The 18,997-nt window shown below is 36.5% G+C and carries 18 protein-coding genes and 1 pseudogene; 15 read left to right on the top strand and 4 right to left on the bottom strand.

Annotated elements, in window-relative coordinates; all coding sequences use genetic code 11:
• Nucleotides 1-234: 234 nt before the first annotated feature.
• The gene (locus ACTDJC_RS11435) at nt 235-621 is read right to left on the bottom strand and encodes a DUF1433 domain-containing protein (protein ID WP_440603447.1); all 387 of its coding nucleotides are present in this window, start codon (nt 619-621) and stop codon (nt 235-237) included.
• A 58-nt stretch (nt 622-679) separates the two neighbouring features.
• Here ACTDJC_RS11435 and ACTDJC_RS11430 point away from each other — a divergent pair, with 58 nt between their 5' ends.
• Together ACTDJC_RS11430 and ACTDJC_RS11425 are read left to right on the top strand one after the other, a co-directional pair.
• Complete coding sequence (locus tag ACTDJC_RS11430; protein ID WP_440603446.1) at nt 680-1,876, top strand: lipase family protein; 1,197 nt, start codon at nt 680-682, stop codon at nt 1,874-1,876.
• A gap of 1 nt (nt 1,877) precedes the next feature.
• Nucleotides 1,878-2,261: a hypothetical protein gene (locus tag ACTDJC_RS11425; protein ID WP_440603445.1), complete on the top strand. Its 384-nt coding sequence runs from the start codon at nt 1,878-1,880 to the stop codon at nt 2,259-2,261.
• A 186-nt stretch (nt 2,262-2,447) separates the two neighbouring features.
• Here ACTDJC_RS11425 and ACTDJC_RS11420 read toward each other — a convergent pair whose 3' ends face one another.
• Nucleotides 2,448-2,588 carry a YflJ family protein gene (locus ACTDJC_RS11420; RefSeq protein ID WP_440603444.1) on the bottom strand — a complete coding sequence of 47 codons (141 nt, stop codon included), beginning with the start codon at nt 2,586-2,588 and terminating at the stop codon, nt 2,448-2,450.
• Between the two features lie 302 nt (nt 2,589-2,890).
• On the opposite strand from ACTDJC_RS11420, the gene ACTDJC_RS11415 reads away from it, so the two are divergent.
• Both ACTDJC_RS11415 and ACTDJC_RS11410 read left to right on the top strand, forming a co-directional pair.
• Entirely contained in the window at nt 2,891-4,372 is a 1,482-nt protein-coding gene (locus ACTDJC_RS11415; protein WP_440603443.1) for a hypothetical protein, read from the top strand.
• Nucleotides 4,373-4,657: 285 nt separating this feature from the next.
• Nucleotides 4,658-5,017, top strand: coding sequence for a hypothetical protein (locus ACTDJC_RS11410; RefSeq protein WP_098305908.1), 360 nt, complete (start codon nt 4,658-4,660; stop codon nt 5,015-5,017).
• 27 nt (nt 5,018-5,044) lie between these two features.
• Here the strand turns inward: ACTDJC_RS11410 and ACTDJC_RS11405 are convergent, their stop codons facing one another.
• On the bottom strand, nt 5,045-5,230 hold the full coding sequence (locus ACTDJC_RS11405) for a YhzD family protein (protein WP_154711722.1): 186 nt from the start codon (nt 5,228-5,230) through the stop codon (nt 5,045-5,047).
• Between the two features lie 352 nt (nt 5,231-5,582).
• A pseudogene (locus tag ACTDJC_RS11400) lies at nt 5,583-6,016 on the bottom strand (transposase); the annotation flags it as partial.
• A gap of 264 nt (nt 6,017-6,280) precedes the next feature.
• On the opposite strand from ACTDJC_RS11400, the gene ACTDJC_RS11395 reads away from it, so the two are divergent.
• The 11 genes from ACTDJC_RS11395 to ACTDJC_RS11345 all read left to right on the top strand — a co-directional run bounded on the left by ACTDJC_RS11395 (nt 6,281) and on the right by ACTDJC_RS11345 (nt 18,989).
• Entirely contained in the window at nt 6,281-6,649 is a 369-nt protein-coding gene (locus ACTDJC_RS11395) for a DUF2620 domain-containing protein (RefSeq protein ID WP_440603442.1), read from the top strand.
• A 2-nt stretch (nt 6,650-6,651) separates the two neighbouring features.
• On the top strand, nt 6,652-7,959 hold the full coding sequence (locus ACTDJC_RS11390) for a YhfT family protein (RefSeq protein ID WP_440603441.1): 1,308 nt from the start codon (nt 6,652-6,654) through the stop codon (nt 7,957-7,959).
• A gap of 19 nt (nt 7,960-7,978) precedes the next feature.
• Entirely contained in the window at nt 7,979-8,854 is an 876-nt protein-coding gene (locus ACTDJC_RS11385; RefSeq protein WP_440603440.1) for a phosphotriesterase family protein, read from the top strand.
• Between the two features lie 23 nt (nt 8,855-8,877).
• Entirely contained in the window at nt 8,878-9,984 is a 1,107-nt protein-coding gene (locus tag ACTDJC_RS11380; RefSeq protein ID WP_440603439.1) for an aminotransferase class V-fold PLP-dependent enzyme, read from the top strand.
• A gap of 19 nt (nt 9,985-10,003) precedes the next feature.
• Nucleotides 10,004-10,927, top strand: coding sequence for a GntR family transcriptional regulator YhfZ (gene yhfZ / locus ACTDJC_RS11375; RefSeq protein ID WP_440603438.1), 924 nt, complete (start codon nt 10,004-10,006; stop codon nt 10,925-10,927).
• A gap of 14 nt (nt 10,928-10,941) precedes the next feature.
• Nucleotides 10,942-11,292 (top strand): hypothetical protein, encoded by a 351-nt coding sequence (locus ACTDJC_RS11370; protein ID WP_440603437.1) that lies wholly within the window; start codon nt 10,942-10,944, stop codon nt 11,290-11,292.
• Nucleotides 11,293-11,306: 14 nt separating this feature from the next.
• Nucleotides 11,307-12,464 carry a YhfX family PLP-dependent enzyme gene (locus tag ACTDJC_RS11365; protein ID WP_440603436.1) on the top strand — a complete coding sequence of 386 codons (1,158 nt, stop codon included), beginning with the start codon at nt 11,307-11,309 and terminating at the stop codon, nt 12,462-12,464.
• Nucleotides 12,461-13,681, top strand: a complete 1,221-nt coding sequence (locus ACTDJC_RS11360) for a phosphopentomutase (RefSeq protein ID WP_440603435.1) — start codon at nt 12,461-12,463, stop codon at nt 13,679-13,681. Before ACTDJC_RS11365 ends, ACTDJC_RS11360 begins: the two co-directional genes overlap by 4 nt.
• 346 nt (nt 13,682-14,027) lie before the next feature.
• Entirely contained in the window at nt 14,028-14,639 is a 612-nt protein-coding gene (locus ACTDJC_RS11355) for a hypothetical protein (RefSeq protein ID WP_440603434.1), read from the top strand.
• A 250-nt stretch (nt 14,640-14,889) separates the two neighbouring features.
• Nucleotides 14,890-16,131: a metallophosphoesterase gene (locus tag ACTDJC_RS11350; RefSeq protein ID WP_440603433.1), complete on the top strand. Its 1,242-nt coding sequence runs from the start codon at nt 14,890-14,892 to the stop codon at nt 16,129-16,131.
• Nucleotides 16,128-18,989 (top strand): AAA family ATPase, encoded by a 2,862-nt coding sequence (locus tag ACTDJC_RS11345; protein WP_440603432.1) that lies wholly within the window; start codon nt 16,128-16,130, stop codon nt 18,987-18,989. The genes ACTDJC_RS11350 and ACTDJC_RS11345 overlap by 4 nt, the downstream gene beginning before the upstream one ends.
• The last annotated feature ends 8 nt before the right edge of the window (nt 18,990-18,997 follow it).

Genomic DNA, 18,997 nt, shown 5'->3' with positions numbered 1-18,997 from the left:
TGAATGTGAAGTTGTCATAAACCATAAAGTAAAAATATAGAGTATTTTCTATAATAGGGGATAAAACTATATTATCCATTTTAGGTTGTTACATAGTTACATTGATATGTGGTTTTATGATTTATTTGGAACGGCTTATGAATAGCTTATAGTGATAATGGCATTTGGAGGGTGTGCAATTATTTTAATTTTCTTCTAAAATATGTTGTACAAAATAAGAGTAGTCCTTTTTGACTACTCATGCTTCTTTTCTTTCTCTTCTTTTTCAATTTCAGATACGGATTTTTCAGGTTTCTTTGTGTATTTATCATATAATTCTCCAGAAGATGAAAAATCATCTTCAAAGTTTTTAGAACCGACTACACTAGCATCAAACCATAACTCTTGATCATTATTTATATATCCGTTTATATGAGGAACGCCCATCGGACTTACACTATATTCTGTGAAAGTAATAGATTCCACGTCTTTAACATTATAACGAATATACTTTTCTATTCTGGTTTTCTGTTCTTTCAAAAATTGGTCTTCAATTTCTTTTTGTTTGAAGTACTTCATTCCTATATATCCTCCTGATATAATGAAAAAAATGGATAAAATTACAATTAATTTCTTTTTCATTGGAAATCTCCTTATATTTGAAGATAGTTAAAATATACCATGAAATGAGTTGGAACATATGAGTAATTTCAAAAAAAATCCAATTGCGACCGATAAAGATTATTTTAAATTAGCTGACTATGTTTATGATGATCGATATTTACACAAAGGAGAAAAGATTAAAGGCAATAATGGTAATGTTTGGAGAGTCATAGAATCTATCAATACAGATCGTCAAAAGGTAAAAAATGGTTTGCAAGCTATTGCAGTAGTACCCGCTGAGGAATATAAAGAGAATAAATTACACTATGAAAATATTACATTCGTATTTCGTGGAACAGAGTTTGGTAAATTTGATGGCGATTTAACTGCAGACACTAATCAAGTTTTTCTCGGAAATCAAAAGAATCTTCAAGTGAAAAGAAATGGTGTATATCCCACGCAATTAGAAAAATCAAATAAGGAAACACAATTCGATACTGCAATAAATTGGGTAGATGAAGTAAATGAAAAATATCAGCCAACTTTTGTTCATGCGACAGGCCATAGTTTAGGTGCTGGATTAGCCCAATATGTAGCAACAGAACGGAACTTTTATGCAACTACATATGCCGCACCTAATATATATCGATTACTAAGTCCAGAGGCGAAGAAACGTGCAGATTCTGGAGAGATGGATCATAAGGTTGTTGATTATACACATAGGAAAGATGCAGTAGGAAACTTTGCACAATTTGGAGCACCTATAATCGGAAAGCAATATACAGTAAAAGGTAATGGGAATTTAGATAAAATTCTTGCTGTAGTATTCATGGGAGAACATCCGATGAATACATTTGAGGGTATGTTCCACTCAAATGGAAGTGTTCAATTAAAATTTGAACCCGAAGAAATTATTAGACAAGCAAGAGATATTCAAGCAATAAGCGATAAATTATTAGACATTGCACGAAATATAGAAGAATTTCAAAGAAGAGAAGAAGAAGCGATTATGGAGTTAAAGAGAAAATTAAAGCATGAGACAGGTTCAGGCGGAAAATATCATTTGTTAAGTGAGCATGATGTAGACAAAGCGATTGCTGAGATCGCCAAAGCAAGAAGAAACGGAAGAGATTATTTTTATGATGTGGATTTGGCAGAAGAGTTAATTTATCTTTTGCGAAAAGAACAAAGAGATTTAGGCTATTTGGGAGAAGATATTGCTTATGCAGCAAAATCATTACGAGATAAAGATAATGAATTAGCGACTAACTTTACAGGATTAGTGAGGAGATAACGTGGTAGATTTTATAGGGGAGATTAAAAAGATTGAAAAGGAAATTGAAAATGCTACAAAAGATGTTGCAACACATGTTATAGACGAATTACAAGCTGCAAAAAAACATTTGGAAACAGAAATGCAACGAACGTTTCTAAAAACAGAAGTATCGTTTAAAGTAAATCAAATTATAGATGAAGAGCAATATATCCTTCGGAAAAATCATGATTTATTTCATGATGTATGTAAAGAATTAACAGGAAAGGCCGTAGAATTAAATCAAAGTTTTGAAAGCCGTACAGGTAATGAGATAAAAAAATCAATAAGTGGACAATTAGATAAAATTCGTAATCAACTAATCTCAAAGCAGTATGATTTAGACGATAGTTGCGGTAAAAAATAAGAGTTCAATTTAGCATACTTTATCTAAAATTCACAAGGTGATTTTTGTGTGATGGAAAAAGTGAAAAGAGAGGAGCTGCGATGTCAGTTTATAACAAACTAGTACCCGGTCATATTTTAGAAATGATTGAAGATATAAGAATTCCAATGAAAAAGCTCCTTCCGCTTAAGAAGGAGCTTCTTTACATTAAGCCGACTGCCTCTTAGCCTTCTCTAACAACCCAGCCAAAATATGCGTACGATATGACTCTAGTTTTCTACCTTCATAGTAACGGATACCTAATTTTTTTAACTCATTTACGTACCAACCTTTGCTACCGAAATGCATATGATTGCTTCCTTTCTACTTTTGAGTTGTTCTAATTGTATTTTGAAGATGGGAAAATTATGAATGATGAATTTCCAAATGAAAGTGGTCAACTTCTTGGTTAAAGACATATATACCAAAAGTAGTATGCATTGAGGGAGTGTTAATAGTTAACCTAAAACTGTACAAAATCGTATAAAACAATATTGAAACGTATTGTTTTGTGATTTTTCAGAAATATTTTTTCTAAGTCTATTGTATTTTTCTTCGAAACTTTGTAAAATTAAAAAGAACATAAGTTCGGTACGGAGGGTGAATCTCTCATGTCAAAGAAGAATGATCGTTTACAAGTAACATATACAGGCGTTTTTATTCATCCAGATGCAGTTTTAACACAAACATTGGATGAGTTAATGCGTAAATTTCTATCTTCCAAAAGATATTCTCGTGAACGAATTTTCGAAGGGAAAGCTCGTAAAGAAGTTGTAGAAAAAACAAAACAATTGTTCATTCCAAACTCTCGTTACATGAGAGACTCCTTTTTAGAGGCGGAAGCTTCTATTTCTTCACAAGAAGAACTTCTTCCTACATATGTTTTGCAAAATGATATGAAGATTGCAAAATTACATCAAGAAATCGAGAAGTTAAAATCCCGCACACATAAAAATGAAGAACAAATACTTCGAACGAAGCAAAGGATTTTATATAAACAATCCAAAATCAAAACATTTACAAAACAGCGTAATTATTATCAACATCATATTGATAATGGAACTGTTCCTAAAATGGTGGATGGAACAAAAAAACGAATGAAACTCTTGAAAAAAGGGAAAATCACCAAAGAAGAATGGCGTGAATCTAGAAGTGACTCTCTTTATTCTCGTGGAGAAAAGTCTAAAGGCGGAAACGAAAATATAAAATTAAGTTATGTAGAAGAAAACCTTTTCGAAATCGCTATTTTGAATCCGTTGAGTTCTAAGAGAAACGATCGATTGCGTTTTACCGTTCGTTTTCCTGAAAAATTTGTATGTAACATCGCTTCTTATTTGGAAACAGGTGAATCTTATTCGATTCGTTTAAAACGAAGAAATGGCAGATACGAAGTTCATTTAACTTTAGAAGAAGAAATGACAACAAAACCTGATTTTTCAAAAGGTGTTGCAGGAATGGATATTAACCCAGATAATTTGTCTGTGACGATTATTCATGAAAAAGGAAACTTCCGTGCTTCTAGAGTGTTTTGGATGCATAATATCAATACCGTATCTGCAAATAAACGAGATTTTATCATACAAGAAACATTGTATGAAGTCATGAGATGGATCCATTCATTTGGAGTAGATACCCTTGTAATTGAAAAACTGAAGTTTTTACAATCATGTGGAAGAAAATCGTTCAATCGAATGGCAAACAATTTTTCTTTTCGTAATATAATTAAGTCTTTATTTTCTATCTCTTTTAAAGAAAACATTGCTTTAATTGAAGTAGATGCTTATTATTCTAGCTTTATAGGTCGAGTAAAGTACCAACAACAATATGGCTTATCCGTTCACCAAGCAGCTGCATTTGTGTTGGCTCGTAGAGGGATGGGTTTTGAAGAAAAAATTCCTAAGGAACTTCTGTCAGTCCTTTTTACAAAGGAAGTAAAAAAGGGACAGAAGGTATCGGATCTCTTCAAACATTGGAAAAAAGTGAAAAAATGGTTCGATGATACAAAAAAAGAGTTGAAAGATATAGGAATCTACAAAAATGGAATGTACTTCAAAGAGATACTAAGTTACAAGATAATGGATGTCCCCTTTTAAAATAAAACTTTTAAGTGTATATTTCTGTATGAACAAGTTTCTTAGAGAACTGTGAAAATTCCGATGGAAGGATTGTCATACGGGAATATAGATAGCCCTGGTAACTCCAGCCCTGTGGTGTGCTTCCGAGACCGAAAGACACAGGTGTTGTGCTAGACCCTAATCCAATGGAGGGTCGGACCAATGGTTCTTTACCTCAAGAAACCTAAGAAAAACAAAATATTATATAATTTTATATGGTTTAATATGATTTTATATGGTTTAGAGGGAGTTGGCTTGAACAGCGTGATTATTGAAAAGCACGAAATTCAAATTGATCAGATTACGAGTGGGAAGGTCAATATTTTTACGTTTTATCGTAATAAAAAGCAAATTGACCACCAGTTTTTACAATTGCAGGAGCCTTCTCTTACTGCGAATTATTTTTTTCATTTTCATCTGGATGCGGAAAGTTTGCGTCTCTTGCATGAAGAGTTTCCAAGTATTTATCCGTACGATAAGAGAGAGAGTATTCTTGATTGGACGGATAAAATGAAGGATGAGTTAAAGCGCCTTATTCAAGCAGGAATGTGGAATAAGCGCGTTCGATTAGGTAATCGAATCGTAGAAGTTGTGTTTCTGTGGTGTGAAGAAGATATAGTGTGAAAAAGAAGCGGTCAGACGCTTCTTTTTTTAGCGCTGGAATAAGACAAGCTTTCCGCTTGAAGATGTGCAGCGGTGTGTGTGGTCATACAATTGTTTTTCTCGTAAAAGGGTTTCGCCTTTTGATTTTGCTTCTGTTTCAGTCGCAGCCTCAAATGATTCGTCTAGTACTTTGGAACCGTCTTTTTCGAAAACTGTTAGTGTGTATACGCCCATGAAAATTCCCTCCAAAATAAATAATCAGAATGTTATAACTATTGTGTCATAAAATGAGCGATTATGCAAAAGAAATATGTGATAGTATCGGTAATAAGTAAGATGAGTTTTGTATCTGTTTTATTTTTGAAGAAAAAGGGGGATAACCCCATGCTCATCAACCTAAGAAAAGTAAAAGAACGATTTATCCCGCATTAACGGGCAGTAAGACCCCCACCTCAAGATTCAGAGAGAATCAAGGAAGATAGGTGGGGGATAACTGCCCGTAAAAGCCCGATTGGTTCAACTAACCATCAGTGGGAGATGAAAAAACTCTCCACTGATGGAAGTTTCACTTTATTAAAGTTCGATTGAGTCTTGCGGGAAGCTTTTGACACATTCCAATATAGATTTCAGGGATTTCGTAGGTTTCACCTGGTTGTAATGGATCAATAAATTGATCCATATCTAGTTGAATATACTCAGAATGTTTTTAATCGTTCCGTTCTGAAAGTATTCAGGCTCTTTGTTTTTCTTATATATGCGAGTATTGAGCTTGAGTCGCGAGATGAAATAAGCATCGTGCTCTTGTATGGTATGTAAATCTTTTAAGTCGAAGTATCCTAAATCGCGTATACATACATCTTGCGGTTGAAGAGATGTTAGGCAAGTAGACCCGTAGGTTTTATCATTGTGCTTTCCAGCTCCTACATGAACATGTAGAAACTGCCCACTCAGTAAATCGTACTCTAATTGGATTTTCACACCCGCATTTTGACTACTACCTCCTGAACCTTGGTATGTAGTTCTTACAGAAGAACTACAGTTATTAGATCAGGAATTAAAGAATACATTTTTACTGTTATATCAAAAAAAGGGAATGTTGGAAAAGTATATAATTGTCAAATAAAAATATTTTTGACTTCTTAAAGAAAACGCTTGCAAGAAAAAAATTTTAGCCCTATAATGAAATCGTAATCATAAGAATTGATAAATATTCAATATACAAAAAAATGTACATTAATGTACAAAAAAATGTATATTGAAAAAATATGAAATGGAGGAATAATAATGAAGAAAATTGTAATCGGTGGTCAAGTAGCAAAAACGGAATTGGCTTCTTTAGTTGAGAAATATGCAAATGGTGCTTTTACATGGGAAGTGAAAAGTGATTTAGAAGCAGCAATGGCTATTAAAAGTGGAGCTGTTGATTATTATGTAGGCGCTTGCAATACAGGCGGAGGCGGAGCTTTAGCAATGGCGATTGCCTTACTAGGTGGAGATAAATGTGTGAGCTTAGGTATGCCAGGAAAGACTTTTTCTGCTGATGAAATAAAAGCTAGTGTTGCAGAAGGAAAAGTTGCTTTTGGATTTACTCCACAGGATATGGAGTTTATTGTTTCGAACTTAATGGAATGTCTTTTAAATAAGGGGGAATAGCTGTGATTATTAATATGTTAGTAATGGCGGCGCTTTGTGCCGTAACTACCATTATGTCTAACAAGAATATTGCCGTGTTCAATGATGCACTACGTCCTATTGCTTTAGAATATAAGGAGAAAAGGGTAACTAAATCGGCCCTTGGAACGACAGCGTTGGCTTTTGGGATTGGATATATAGTTGGTTTTATTCCACAGTCTATTGCGAGTGGCGTTATTATTATACACGTTGTATTGCTAGGAACAGATATTATAGGAAGCTATTTACCGGATAGAGGGAAAAAATCAACTGTTATTGCCGGAATTGCTGGAGCAATTTATGGTGTAATAATGGGAGCAGGTTTAGGTTTTATTCAGAAGTTGTTTAATTTACTACCTTATAATTTTCTTGGAAATTTAGGGAAAGTATCTTCAATTGTATTATTAGCATTTGCTATTTTTCCAGCTTTAGTAGTGGCACTTCAATATGGATGGAAAAAAGGTTTAATTTCTGGTTCATTCGTAGTATTAACACAAGTTTTAGTGACAAAGTTTGGAACAATCGCGTTATCAAATGGTAATAACATTGTTATTAATGCGAATGCAATGGCATTGATGGTAGGTATGATATTTATGATCTACTTCGCAATGACAGATTCTAGAGAAAAAAATAACTCTCAAGAGCAATTAGCCAGCTTATTTGCAGCGAGAGTATTAGAAATCAAAAAATATTGGTATTTATTTGCTCTATCTGGAGCGTTGATTGCACTAGCCGCATCTTTAGTAATTGTTACTGAATCAGCACTTTCTGCTCCATTATATCAAAATGGTCAATTTAGTTCAGCAGCTCTTACTGAATTTTCGCGTGTTATTGGTTTCATACCGTTAGTTGTTACAACAGGTATTGCAACAGGAGTATATTCACCAGCTGGAATTAAGATGGTTTTTGTAATCGGTTCCATTGCTGCAAGTTTTGGAAATCCTATTTTAGCATTTGTACTCGGTGGAGTTTGGATGGCAATGGAAGTATTGCTATTAACGAAGTTCTCGCTCTTCTTAGATAAATTCCCAGGTATGCGTGATGCAGGGGATCAGATTAGAACAGCTATTACAAAAGTTTTAGAAATTGCTTTACTTGTTGGCGGTGTAATCGCGGCAAGTGCTATTGCACCTGCATGGGGAGCACTATTTGTAGTCGGATTATACGTATTAAATAGTACATTTAAGAAAAAATTTGTTGATTTAGCAATTGGACCAATTGGAGCATTGTTAGTGGGAATCATCTCTAACGTACTTGTATTATTGGGATTAATGACACCACCAGGTTTATAAAATAGATGGAGATGAAAATATGTCATTAGTAAATGGAATTACATTAGCTCATGAACATACAACAATTGATTTATCAGGATTAAAAAATAATGATGATTGTAATTTAAACTGTTTTGAAGAAACGATTCAAGAATTTAAAGAATTGTATCAACTAGGTGTACGAAATATTATCGATGTAACGGTAAGAGGTATGAAACGAAATCCTGATTATGTACGAAAAGTTGCTGAAGCATCTGGAATAAATATTGTCCAAGCAACAGGATGGTATCAAGATAAGTTTTTACCTAATTATATTTCAGAGCTTTCGATTGAACAATTAGCTGAAATAATGATTAAGGAAATTACAGTTGGAATCGATGAAACGGATATAAAAGCACGTGTCATCGGTGAAATTGGCACAAGTAAAGAGCATATGACAGATCGTGAAAGAAAAGTATTTGAGGCAGCTGTTATTGCTCATAAAGAAACAGGTGTACCAATTACAACACATTGTACGCTCGGAACGTATGGGCACGAGCAGGTTGAATTCTTTAAGGAGAGAGGCGTAGATCTGTCAAAAGTAGTTATCGGTCATGTTGATTTAACAGGTGATACTGAATATGTTCTTCATCTTCTTAGACAAGGTGTGTATGTAGAATTTGATACAGTCGGTAAAGAAAACTATATGCCAGACCGGACGAGACTGGAGATGTTAAAAGCAATTGAAGCAGAAGGGTTTACGGATAAAGTATTTCTATCAATGGATATTACTCGTAAATCGCAATTGAAATATTTAGGTGGACCAGGTTATACATTCTTATTGGAAAAGTTTATCCCAATGATTTTAGCAGGAGGAATTTCTCAAGAGTTTGTTAATAAAATGCTGATTGAAAATCCACAACGCTTTTATATCTAACAAAAGTAAAGGAAGTTATTCGTATGAAAACTTATCCATTAAAAAGTTTAAGTATTGAAGAAGCCATTCAGCTTCAGTTTAAATTAGTTGATTCAGTTACGAAAGAATTTAAAGGATCGGAAATCTTAACAAGAGGAGATTTAGGAGTTGTTCCTGGGTTAAATCAGCCACAGACAACGCATAAGGTCGAAAAGGTATTAGCGGACTTCTTTGAAGCAGAGGCAGCCATGCTTGTTCGTGGTGCTGGAACAATGGCTATTCGTTTAGCTTTACATGCAGTGATGAAACCAACGAACACACTTCTTGTCCATAAAGCTCCAATCTACCCAACTACTAAGACATCAATTGAGATGATGAGCTTAAAGACAGTTGAAGCAGATTTCAATAATCTCGATGAAGTAAGAGAGACTTTAAAAGAGCATCAAATTGATGCTGCGCTGGTTCAATTTACAAGACAAAAGCCTGAAGATTCTTACGATATTGGTGAAGTTATTCAGTGTATGAAAGAAATTAATTCTAGTTTGCCGATTATTACAGATGACAATTATGCGGTAGCTAAAGTTCCAAAAATCGGCTCAGAATTAGGGGCGTCCCTAGCTTGCTTTTCTACATTTAAACTTCTAGGTCCTGAAGGTGTTGGGTGTATAATAGGTGATAAGAACTACATTGAAAAGCTTAGAAAAGAAAATTATTCTGGTGGATTACAGGTACAAGGGTTTGAAGCGATTGATGTGATACGAGGATTAATTTATGCACCTGTATCATTAGCAATATCGGCAACTGTTTCTGAAGATGTGTGTGCTAGGTTAAATCAAGGGGAGCTTGCAGGTGTTAAAGAAGCTTATATTGCGAACGCACAATCAAAGGTAATTATTGTAGAATTGAAAGAGCCGATTGCTTCAGATGTGTTGACAGAAGCGGAAAAATTAGGTGGATTACCTAATCCAGTTGGTGCGGAGTCTAAGTATGAATTCTCACCTTTGTTCTACCGACTATCGGGAACATTTAGAGCTGCCAATCCAGAAGCATCCAAAAACATGATACGTATTAATCCAAATCGCTCGGGGAGTGAAACGGTATTACGTATATTAGATACAGCTATTAAGCGAGTGAAAAACTTAGATATATAAGATAAAAGGAGAAAGTTATATGGGTAAAGATGATTTATATCAAAAAAGAGGTGTTGTTATTAGGGCAATCGCCGCAGAGCTTTTAACATTAAATATTCATGACCGAATGCCGATTATTAGTGATTTTCAAAAAGAATACTCTATTTCTCGAGGAACTGTTCAGAATGCTATTGCTTTTTTGAAAGAAAATAAGGCAATCCAGACGGAAGGTAGAGGGCATTTAGGAACGTTTATTACAGATATAAATTATGCGATACTGCAAGAGTATGCTTTCTCCAATCAATTATCAGCGACAATGCCACTTCCATACTCGAGGCTATATGAGGGCTTTGCAACTGGTTTATATTTAACATTTAAAAAACATAACATTAAGTTGAATATGGCGTATATTAGAGGATCAGAGGATCGGATTAAGGCTGTTGAACAAGGGACTTATCACTTTGCAGTTGTTTCAAAGTATGCAGCTGAGAAGGCGATTGATTCTGGCGCAAATATTAAAATCGTGATGGAGTTTGGTAATCAGTCTTATTTATCTAAGCATATTTTATTACTAGCCAATGATGCTTCGGCACTAGAAGATGGAATGAGAGTAGGAATTGACCACGATTCTCTTGACCAACAAGAACTAACTAATCTTTTAGTTAAAGGGAAAAATGTGGAGCTCGTTGAAATGCCATCGAATCAATTAATCTATGCACTTCAAGAAAATCAGATTGATGCAGGTGTATGGAATTACGATGAAATAGTCGAGCGGAATTATAACGATGTAAATTATCAAGCCATTCCTACTTCAAGAAACTTAGAGAAAATGACAGAATCGGTTATTATTTGCCAAGATGGCAATCAATTAATTGAAACGATTATAAGAAAATATATTTCGATAGTGACACTATTAGATATACAAAAGCAAGTTAAAGAAGGAAAAATGACACCGCGATATTAGGAGGAAGTAACAGCATGATTCAAGAAAAATTAGTTGTATTACGAGATTCCAATACGATAGATGAATCTGTTTATGAATATGCACAAGCGACTATACGTATATTGAAAAATAATAATATTATCAAAGAAGATGATGAGGCAGATGGATTCATCACTCATTTAGCCATGGCTACTGAAAGACAAAGAAAAGGGGAAGCGGTTGATCCGATGGGTTCCCTAGTTGCCGAACAAATTGAATTAGATCCTAATGGAAAACAAGCCAAACAGCAATGGGCAGAGATTGCGGAACTATCGCCTGTTCCTTTCCATGAAAATGAGCTTAATTTCTTATATTTGCATATTATTACTTTATTGAGTAATCGATAGGGGAGGCGTTCTTTTTGTTTTTAAAAAAAGTAATTGAACGGAACCCACAATTGATAGATGCGGCCGTTTCTTTTCATCAACAAGGCGTTATTTTACCAGATACGTATATTTTAGATTTAGATATGATTGAAGAAAATGCAAGACAAATGGTTTCTACTGCCGAAGAAAACGGTATTGAATTATTTTTTATGACGAAGCAATTTGGTCGTAATCCATATGTTTCAAAAGCTTTGGTGAAAAATGGTATAAAGCATGCTGTCGTTGTTGACTTTAGAGAAGCGTTAGTCATGATGGAAAATGATATTCCACTTGGAAATGTTGGACATCTTGTACAAATACCGAAACATCTTTTAAAGAAAGTTATGCATTACGGCACAAAGTATATTACGGTGTATTCATTAGATAAATTAAAGCAAATTGATACAGTTGCTAGTGAACTAGGTATTACACAGAATGTTTTATTACGGGTTGTAAGTAATGATGACGAACTGTACGAAGGTCAATATGGTGGTTTTAAACTGGAGGAACTAGAAGCTTTAATACCACATTTTCGTGAACTAAAGCATGTGCAAATAAAAGGGATTACTTCCTTTCCGTGTTTCTTGTATTCAGGTGATGATTTAGACCTAAAGGAAACCCACAATGTTCAAACAATTAATCGTGCAAAAAAACTTCTTACAGAGAATGGCTTTGACTTAACGGAACTAAATGTTCCTTCAGCAACCTGTTCCTATACGATTCCTTTTATTAAAAAAATTGGAGGTACGCAAGGGGAACCTGGACATGCTTTAACGGGAACGACACCATTGCATGCGGTTGAAAATTTAGTGGAAAAACCAGCAATGGTTTATGTAAGTGAAGTATCACATCAATTCAATGGTCAAAGTTATATCTTTGGTGGAGGTTATTATCGCCGTGGACATTTGGATCAAGTTCTTTTGACGGATGGAACGAACCGTTCAATGGCTAAATCTGGTTCTTTTTCTAATGAAAGCATTGATTACTATTTGGAATTAGAAAAGCAATGGCCAATAGGCCTGACTGCCATTATGTCATTTAGAACGCAAGTGTTTGTAACGAGAAGTGAGGTTGCTGTAGTGAAAGGAATTCAAAGCGGCAAACCAGAAATAGTTGGAATATACGATAGCCAAGGGAAACTACTAAGAAGGTGAGCAAATTGGGTAAATTCATAGTAATCGTATTGGATAGCTTTGGTGTTGGGTATATGGATGATGCAAAGGAAGTACGTCCTCAAGATGTGGGAAGTAATACCGCTTGGCATATTATTCGTGAACATCCAACTGTACAATTACCTACATTAGAGAAGCTAGGTTTAATGAATGCGATTGGTAAGGAGTCAGAGCTACTTCATTATTCTCCAGAAGCAGTTTGGGGAACAGCGAATCTAGCTCATCAGGGAGCTGATTCCTTTTTGGGTCATCAAGAAATCATGGGGACAACTCCGAAAATTCCTTTGAATCAACCTTTTAATGAGGTCATTGATGTTGTCAAAGAGCATTTAGAAGTCAGAGGATATTCCGTGAGAAAAGTAGGAGAAGAGAATGAACCGAAAATTCTCGTTGTAAATGAATGTGCAACTGTTGGTGATAATCTCGAAACTGATTTAGGACAAGTATATAATGTTTCTTCCTGCTTCGATTTAATGCCTTTTGAAGACGTCGTTCAATTAGGAAAAACAGTACGAGAAGTAGTCAAAGTGTCGAGAGTAATTACATTTGGTGGACAGAATATTAAGCTAGAAAACTTATTAGCGGCAAGAAAAGTAAAGAAAGGCAAGTTTGCTGGAGTAGATGCGCCAGAATCTGGTGTTTACGATAATGGATATCAAGTTATTCATTTAGGTTATGGAATTGATCCAGAAGTACAGATACCCACAATTCTTGATCATGAGGGTATTACCGTATCTTTACTAGGAAAAGTAGCTGATATTATACAGACGAAAAGCAAACGATTATTTCCAGGCGTGGATTCAGAAACATTATGGAACAAAACAATCGCTGAAATTAAGGATATTAAAGATGGATTCATTGCTTTAAACATTCAAGAAACTGATTTAGCGGGACATGCTGAAGATTCTGCGAGATATGCAGACCGATTAGAATTAAGTGATCGCAAATTAGCTGAAATTCTTCCCTTACTAACTGAAGATGATATCATGATTGTAATGGCTGATCACGGTAATGATCCGACAATTGGTCATAGTAATCATACAAGAGAAAGAGTTCCTCTGTTAATATATCTCAAAGGATTGTCGAATAGAGAGATTGGTGAGCGAAGCACAATGGCGGATGTTGCAGCAACAGCAGCCGAGTATTTTAATGTGAGAGCTCCACAGCATGGGACATCCTTCTTACAGAAGTTAAAGTAGTTAATAAAGTTAATGTTCAAAATAAGGCGTTGGCTTGAAACAAAGTTGAACTGTTTATAAAAACATCCATAGCAATTGCAGTTTATTTTGAATAGAAAAAGTTATGAAAAACGTTATTCTCTCTGTAGAAATATACAGAGAAAATAACGTTTTTTCGTTTTGGGGAACAATGAACTTCTTAACTTGATAGCAATGGGGGATAACCCCTTTTTGTCCTTTTTCGACGGAATATGACAAATTGAAAATGTTTTATTTGTTATGATATTTTTGCTGAATTAGAGAAATATGCAATTACGAAAGTTGAATGCAATTGTTTATGCGTAAATGAGAAAAGAGGGTGAATGAAGTGGAGAAAAATCATGACAAGATAGATGCTGGCGGGATGGAAGAGATGAAGAAAAAAAATAAATCTTGGCGATATAACAAATGGTATATTTATTTGTTAATTACGCTGTCTCTTACTCTCGTTTACCGTGTCGGGAAATTATATTACCTTTATCATAAAACGGATGGAAATACGATGCCGAATGTAAGCCAAGAAGAGAGGAAGGCTGTTATTGAGTCTGGAGATAAAGAACTGAAAGAAGAACAAACGAATCTAAGTGTGTATACGGCTGCATTAACATTACATTCATTAAAAACAAGTGACTTTAGCGAGAATTCGCTTCGCCAAATTGTAGCGGATCATTATGTGCCAGTTGTCATGGAAAAGGCAGGGCAACCAAGTGTAGAGAAATTAAAAAATTCAAATCCTGCTAAGATTTATCAAGAAGGGGCAAATACGTACTTATCAGTGAAAAGTGATGATAGCACTTTTATATTAGAAATTGCAGCAAACAAAATTAATCATATTTACGGAGAAAACTGGGATAATAGTGAGCAAGAAATGCAAAGATATCATGAAATACTTAATAAGTTGGAAACACAAGGTGAGGAAGCGAAAGTAAAAAAAGAGTGAGCATGTTCATACTATAAAGTATAAGCAGGAAAACGTAACGAGCGAGGTAATAAAAATAAGCTGGATGTTTATTTACATCTGGCTTATTTTCATTGTTTTATAGAAGGCCAAAGTTTTTTGTCTTTATATAAACCTTTAATTGGAAGACTATCACGTTTAGCTGCTTCTTTTTTTAGCGCTGGAATAAGACAAGCATGTGACATTCCGTGTTAAAATAAAGCCAAGTATGACGGAGAAAGGACGTTACGTTGTGAAAGAAGTAAAGTTTATTCAAGCGGCAGATTTGCATTTGGATAGTCCGTTTAAAGGGATGGAATTGAATGTGCCAGCTTTTATATGGGAAAGAATGAAGGGAAGTACGTTTCGTTCGTTTGCACGCATTGTGGATAAAGCGATTCAAGAGCAGGTTGATTTTGTTTTGCTTGCGGGTGATTTGTATGATGCGGAGACGAGAAGTTTGCGGGCGCAGGTGTTTGTTCGTGAGCAAATGAAGCGTTTGGCGCAGTATGATATTCCGGTATATGTGATTCACGGCAATCATGATCATTTAGGTGGAAGCTGGGCGGCAATTGAGTTTCCGAGTAATGTACATATTTTTACAGAACCTTACATAGAAGAAAAATCATTTTATAAAAACGGTGAGCTGTTTGCCTCCATTTACGGATTTAGTTATCAGCAGCAAGCTGTGACGGATAATATGACAGAGCAATATAAAAAGATGACGGGTGCGCCGTTTCATATCGGTATGCTTCATGGAAGCGTTGAAGGAGATGCCGAGCATAATCGGTATGCGCCGTTTCAAATTCGTGAATTGAAGGAAAAGCAGTTTGATTACTGGGCGCTTGGTCATATACATAAGCGTGAAGTGTTAACAGAAGAACCGAGCATCGTGTATCCTGGCAATATTCAAGGACGGCACCGAAAGGAAACAGGAGAGAAAGGTGCGTATGTTGTTTCCTTGTCTAAGCAAGGGACGGAATTGACATTTTTCAGTACGGCAGATGTTGTGTGGGATGAGATTTCTATCAACATTGATGAGCTAGAGACAGTTGACGATCTTATTCATGCATGTACAGAGAGTATGAACGGTGTTCGAAAAGAAGAGGAAGGTTTGCTTGTGACGATGACGTTTACAGGGCAAGGTCCGCTTGCTTCTTATTTACGTGATGAGAAGCGCGTCGAGGAAGTCCTTCATATTGTGTCTTCGGGAGAAGAACGCAGTAATTTTGTGCATGTTGTGAAATGGAAGAATGAAACGATTTCGTTTGCGGAAATTGAGAAGTTGAAGAAAGAGAATCATTTTATTGGCAATGTGCTTCAGGAGCTTGAAGTGTTTTCTAGTATGGATGAGGTGCTGCGGACGATTTGGACTTCGCCGGTTGCGAGGAAGGTGCTTCATTCGTTTTCTGAGGAAGAAAAGAAAGAGATTCAAAAGGGCGCCGAGAATATTATTTTAGAGCAATTACTAGAGCAAGAGAGGAGCAAAGCATGAGAATTGAAAAGCTTCATATTTACGGATATGGAAAATTAGAAAATGTCGAGCTGAGCCTTTCCATGCTTACTGTATTGTACGGAGAAAATGAAGCGGGTAAGTCAACGATTCGTTCGTTTATGAAAAGCATCTTATTTGGTTTTCCAACGAGGGGACAGCGCCGCTATGAGCCGAAAGAAGGCGGGAAATACGGCGGAGCAATTACTGTTTTCACCGAGGAATACGGACGCTTAAAAATTGAGCGTCTTCCAAAAACAGCGGCCGGGGAAGTGACGGTTTATTTTGCGGATGGAAAAACAGGCGGCGAAGATGTTTTAAAGCAGCTGTTAAACGGAATGAATGAGCAGTTGTTTGATTCTGTTTTTTCATTTGATATGCATGGTTTGCAAAATATTCACCATATCGGTGAAAACGATATTGGCAACTATTTATTTTCGGCAAGTGCAGTTGGCAGCGACGGGTTATTACGACTCGAAAAAATGCTTGAGAAAGAAATGGAGCAGCGCTTTAAGCCAAATGGCCGTAAGCCCGAAATTAATGTAGCATTGCAGGAGCTAAAAAAGCTGCAAGATCAGCTCGCAGATTGGCAAGGAAAGATTGCGGCGTATGAAGAGCTTGTGAAAAAGAAAAAGGGCATAGAAGAGCGCCTTACCGTCATTCGCACAGAGCAGCAAGAAGCAGGAAAACGAAAACAAGATTACGAAGTGCTAGAAGCGTTGCAGCCACTGTTTCTAGAAAAACGTGCGTGTGAACGCTTTTTAGAACAACATGCGGGACATGCGTTTCCAGTTGATGGTCTAAAGCGTTATGAAGCGGTAAAAGCACGGCTTGAACCACTTCAGCTGCAAGGAGATGGACTGCAAAAGAAATTGAATGCAGCTCAAACTGAAATAGAAGTGCTAGTAGTAAATGAAGAATTGCTTCAGCAAGAGGTGTATGTGGAAGAGCTTCGTTTGCAGCATATGTCTTATGAAGCAGCGCTGCAAGAAGTGCGGGATTTGACGGGGCGTATTTCACATATAGAAGAAGAAATACAAGATTTGCAGCAGCAAATCGGGATAGCGTTTGCACGTGAGGACGTTCTTTCTTTCAATACGAGCTTGGCTATGAAGGAAACAATTACGCAGATGATGCAGCAAGCAAAAGAGTTAGAGAAGCGTAAAGGGCAGTTAGATGAAAGATTTAAAACAGATCAGGAACAGTTAGAGGAACAAGAGGAAGCAGTTAACAGGCTCAAGGCACAAACGATGTCTGAAGAAGAGCGGGAGAGACATTTGCCAAAAGCGCAAAGTGCAGCGTCCCAGCAAAGAGGACAAAGACAGAAACGAAGTAACACCGCACCGCAGATGAATAAAGCTACGATGGTACTGTTCGTTATGAATGCTTTGCTGCTGCTTGCGGGCGTTTTAATGGATAATCGCAAGTTATTGTTTGTTGGTGTTTTTCTTTTAATTGGCCTTGTCGTTTTGTATGTGATGTATATGGGCTCTGCTTCTAAAGGGTCTGCGTCAGAGGGACATGAAAGTAATGAAGCGCTTGAAGTAAGGCATCGTCTGGAGAAGGATGATGAAGTGCGGAAGCTATTAGAGCGCGAGGAATTTAAGTTAAAGCAAATTGAGCGAGGATATGAACGCGTTCTTTCTGAATATGATGAGTGGGAGCGTGATTTGTTTCAGGTGAATGAGCAGGTGAAATCGTATAAAGAGATGTACGCACTGCCAGATAGTTTTACGTATGCTCATATATTGCCGGCGTTTGAACGGCTTGAAAAGATGCAGCAATTGTACCGTGAGTTAGCGAAGCAGCAAGAACGAAAAGAACTGCAGGAAGACATGATTTCGCAGTTTGAACATAAACTAATGAAGCTAACTGTTTCTACAGAAGGAAACATGGACACACCGTCGTTATTTTTACATGGTATGAGTAAAGATGTGCAGAAAGAAAAGGAAAAGCAATTGCAGAAAAAGCAGCTGGAAGAAAAGGATGCTGCGTGGAAAGAAGAACAAGCTGCGGTGCAACAGCAAATTCATCATTTCCTAGAGGAACGTCAGCAACTTTGGGATATTGCCGGAGCAGCTGATGAAGAGGCCTTTTTGGCTGCGGCAAAGCAAGCGGAGCAGATTGAAGAAAAGCAGCAGCAGCTTGATCGGTTAATTCCGCAAATGGATTTGTTGGAAGGACGATTAATGACTGCAGCGTTGGAGACTGGTTACCGTTTAGAAGGCTACGAAGAGGAGCGCCAAAAAGAGCAGGAGCAGCTAGAACGACTGATGCGCGAGGAAAAAGAGTTGACGAATACATTGGCAGCTCTGCGTCTTGAGATTGCGCAGTTAGAAGATGGTCATACGTACGGTGACGTGCTTCATGAATGGGAACTAAAAAAATCACAAGTACGTGAGCAAGTGAAAAAGTGGGCTGCTTATGCTGCGGCAAAGGCTGTATTAACAAAAACGAAGAAGTATTATCATGAAGTGCAGCTGCCGCGCATTTTACAAAAGGCGGAAGAATACTTTGTGTATTTAACAGGCGGAAAATATGTAAAAGTCTTTTCGCCAGATGCAGAAGAGCCGTTTATTGTAGAAAGAGAAGATGGACTGCGTTTTTACAGCCATGAATTAAGCCAAGCGACAGCAGAGCAGCTCTATTTATCGCTGCGGTTTGCGTTAGCGCATACGTTTGAAGGGCAGTATCCGTTTATTATTGATGATAGTTTTGTCCATTTTGATGTGCTGCGAACAGAGCGAACTGTGCATCTTATGAAGGAATTAGCGAAAGAACGGCAAGTCATTTTCTTTACTTGTCATAAACATCTTCTATCTTTCTTTGAAGAAGATGAAATGCAAAGGTTAAAGCAGTGAGGTTATGC

This window comes from Bacillus sp. GB_SG_008, from assembly GCF_052038115.1.
Classification (GTDB): Bacteria; Bacillota; Bacilli; order Bacillales; family Bacillaceae_G; genus Bacillus_A; species Bacillus_A rhizoplanae.
This window is presented reverse-complemented; position numbering and strand designations above follow the sequence as displayed.

Coding starts and splice junctions, on each gene's coding strand:
- ACTDJC_RS11435 (WP_440603447.1), bottom strand. CDS start 621: ATGAAAAAGAAATTAATTGTAATTTTATCCATTTTTTTCATTATATCA.
- ACTDJC_RS11430 (WP_440603446.1), top strand. CDS start 680: ATGAGTAATTTCAAAAAAAATCCAATTGCGACCGATAAAGATTATTTT.
- ACTDJC_RS11420 (WP_440603444.1), bottom strand. CDS start 2,588: ATGCATTTCGGTAGCAAAGGTTGGTACGTAAATGAGTTAAAAAAATTA.
- ACTDJC_RS11415 (WP_440603443.1), top strand. CDS start 2,891: ATGTCAAAGAAGAATGATCGTTTACAAGTAACATATACAGGCGTTTTT.
- ACTDJC_RS11405 (WP_154711722.1), bottom strand. CDS start 5,230: ATGGGCGTATACACACTAACAGTTTTCGAAAAAGACGGTTCCAAAGTA.
- ACTDJC_RS11395 (WP_440603442.1), top strand. CDS start 6,281: ATGAAGAAAATTGTAATCGGTGGTCAAGTAGCAAAAACGGAATTGGCT.
- ACTDJC_RS11385 (WP_440603440.1), top strand. CDS start 7,979: ATGTCATTAGTAAATGGAATTACATTAGCTCATGAACATACAACAATT.
- ACTDJC_RS11380 (WP_440603439.1), top strand. CDS start 8,878: ATGAAAACTTATCCATTAAAAAGTTTAAGTATTGAAGAAGCCATTCAG.
- yhfZ (WP_440603438.1), top strand. CDS start 10,004: ATGGGTAAAGATGATTTATATCAAAAAAGAGGTGTTGTTATTAGGGCA.
- ACTDJC_RS11370 (WP_440603437.1), top strand. CDS start 10,942: ATGATTCAAGAAAAATTAGTTGTATTACGAGATTCCAATACGATAGAT.
- ACTDJC_RS11345 (WP_440603432.1), top strand. CDS start 16,128: ATGAGAATTGAAAAGCTTCATATTTACGGATATGGAAAATTAGAAAAT.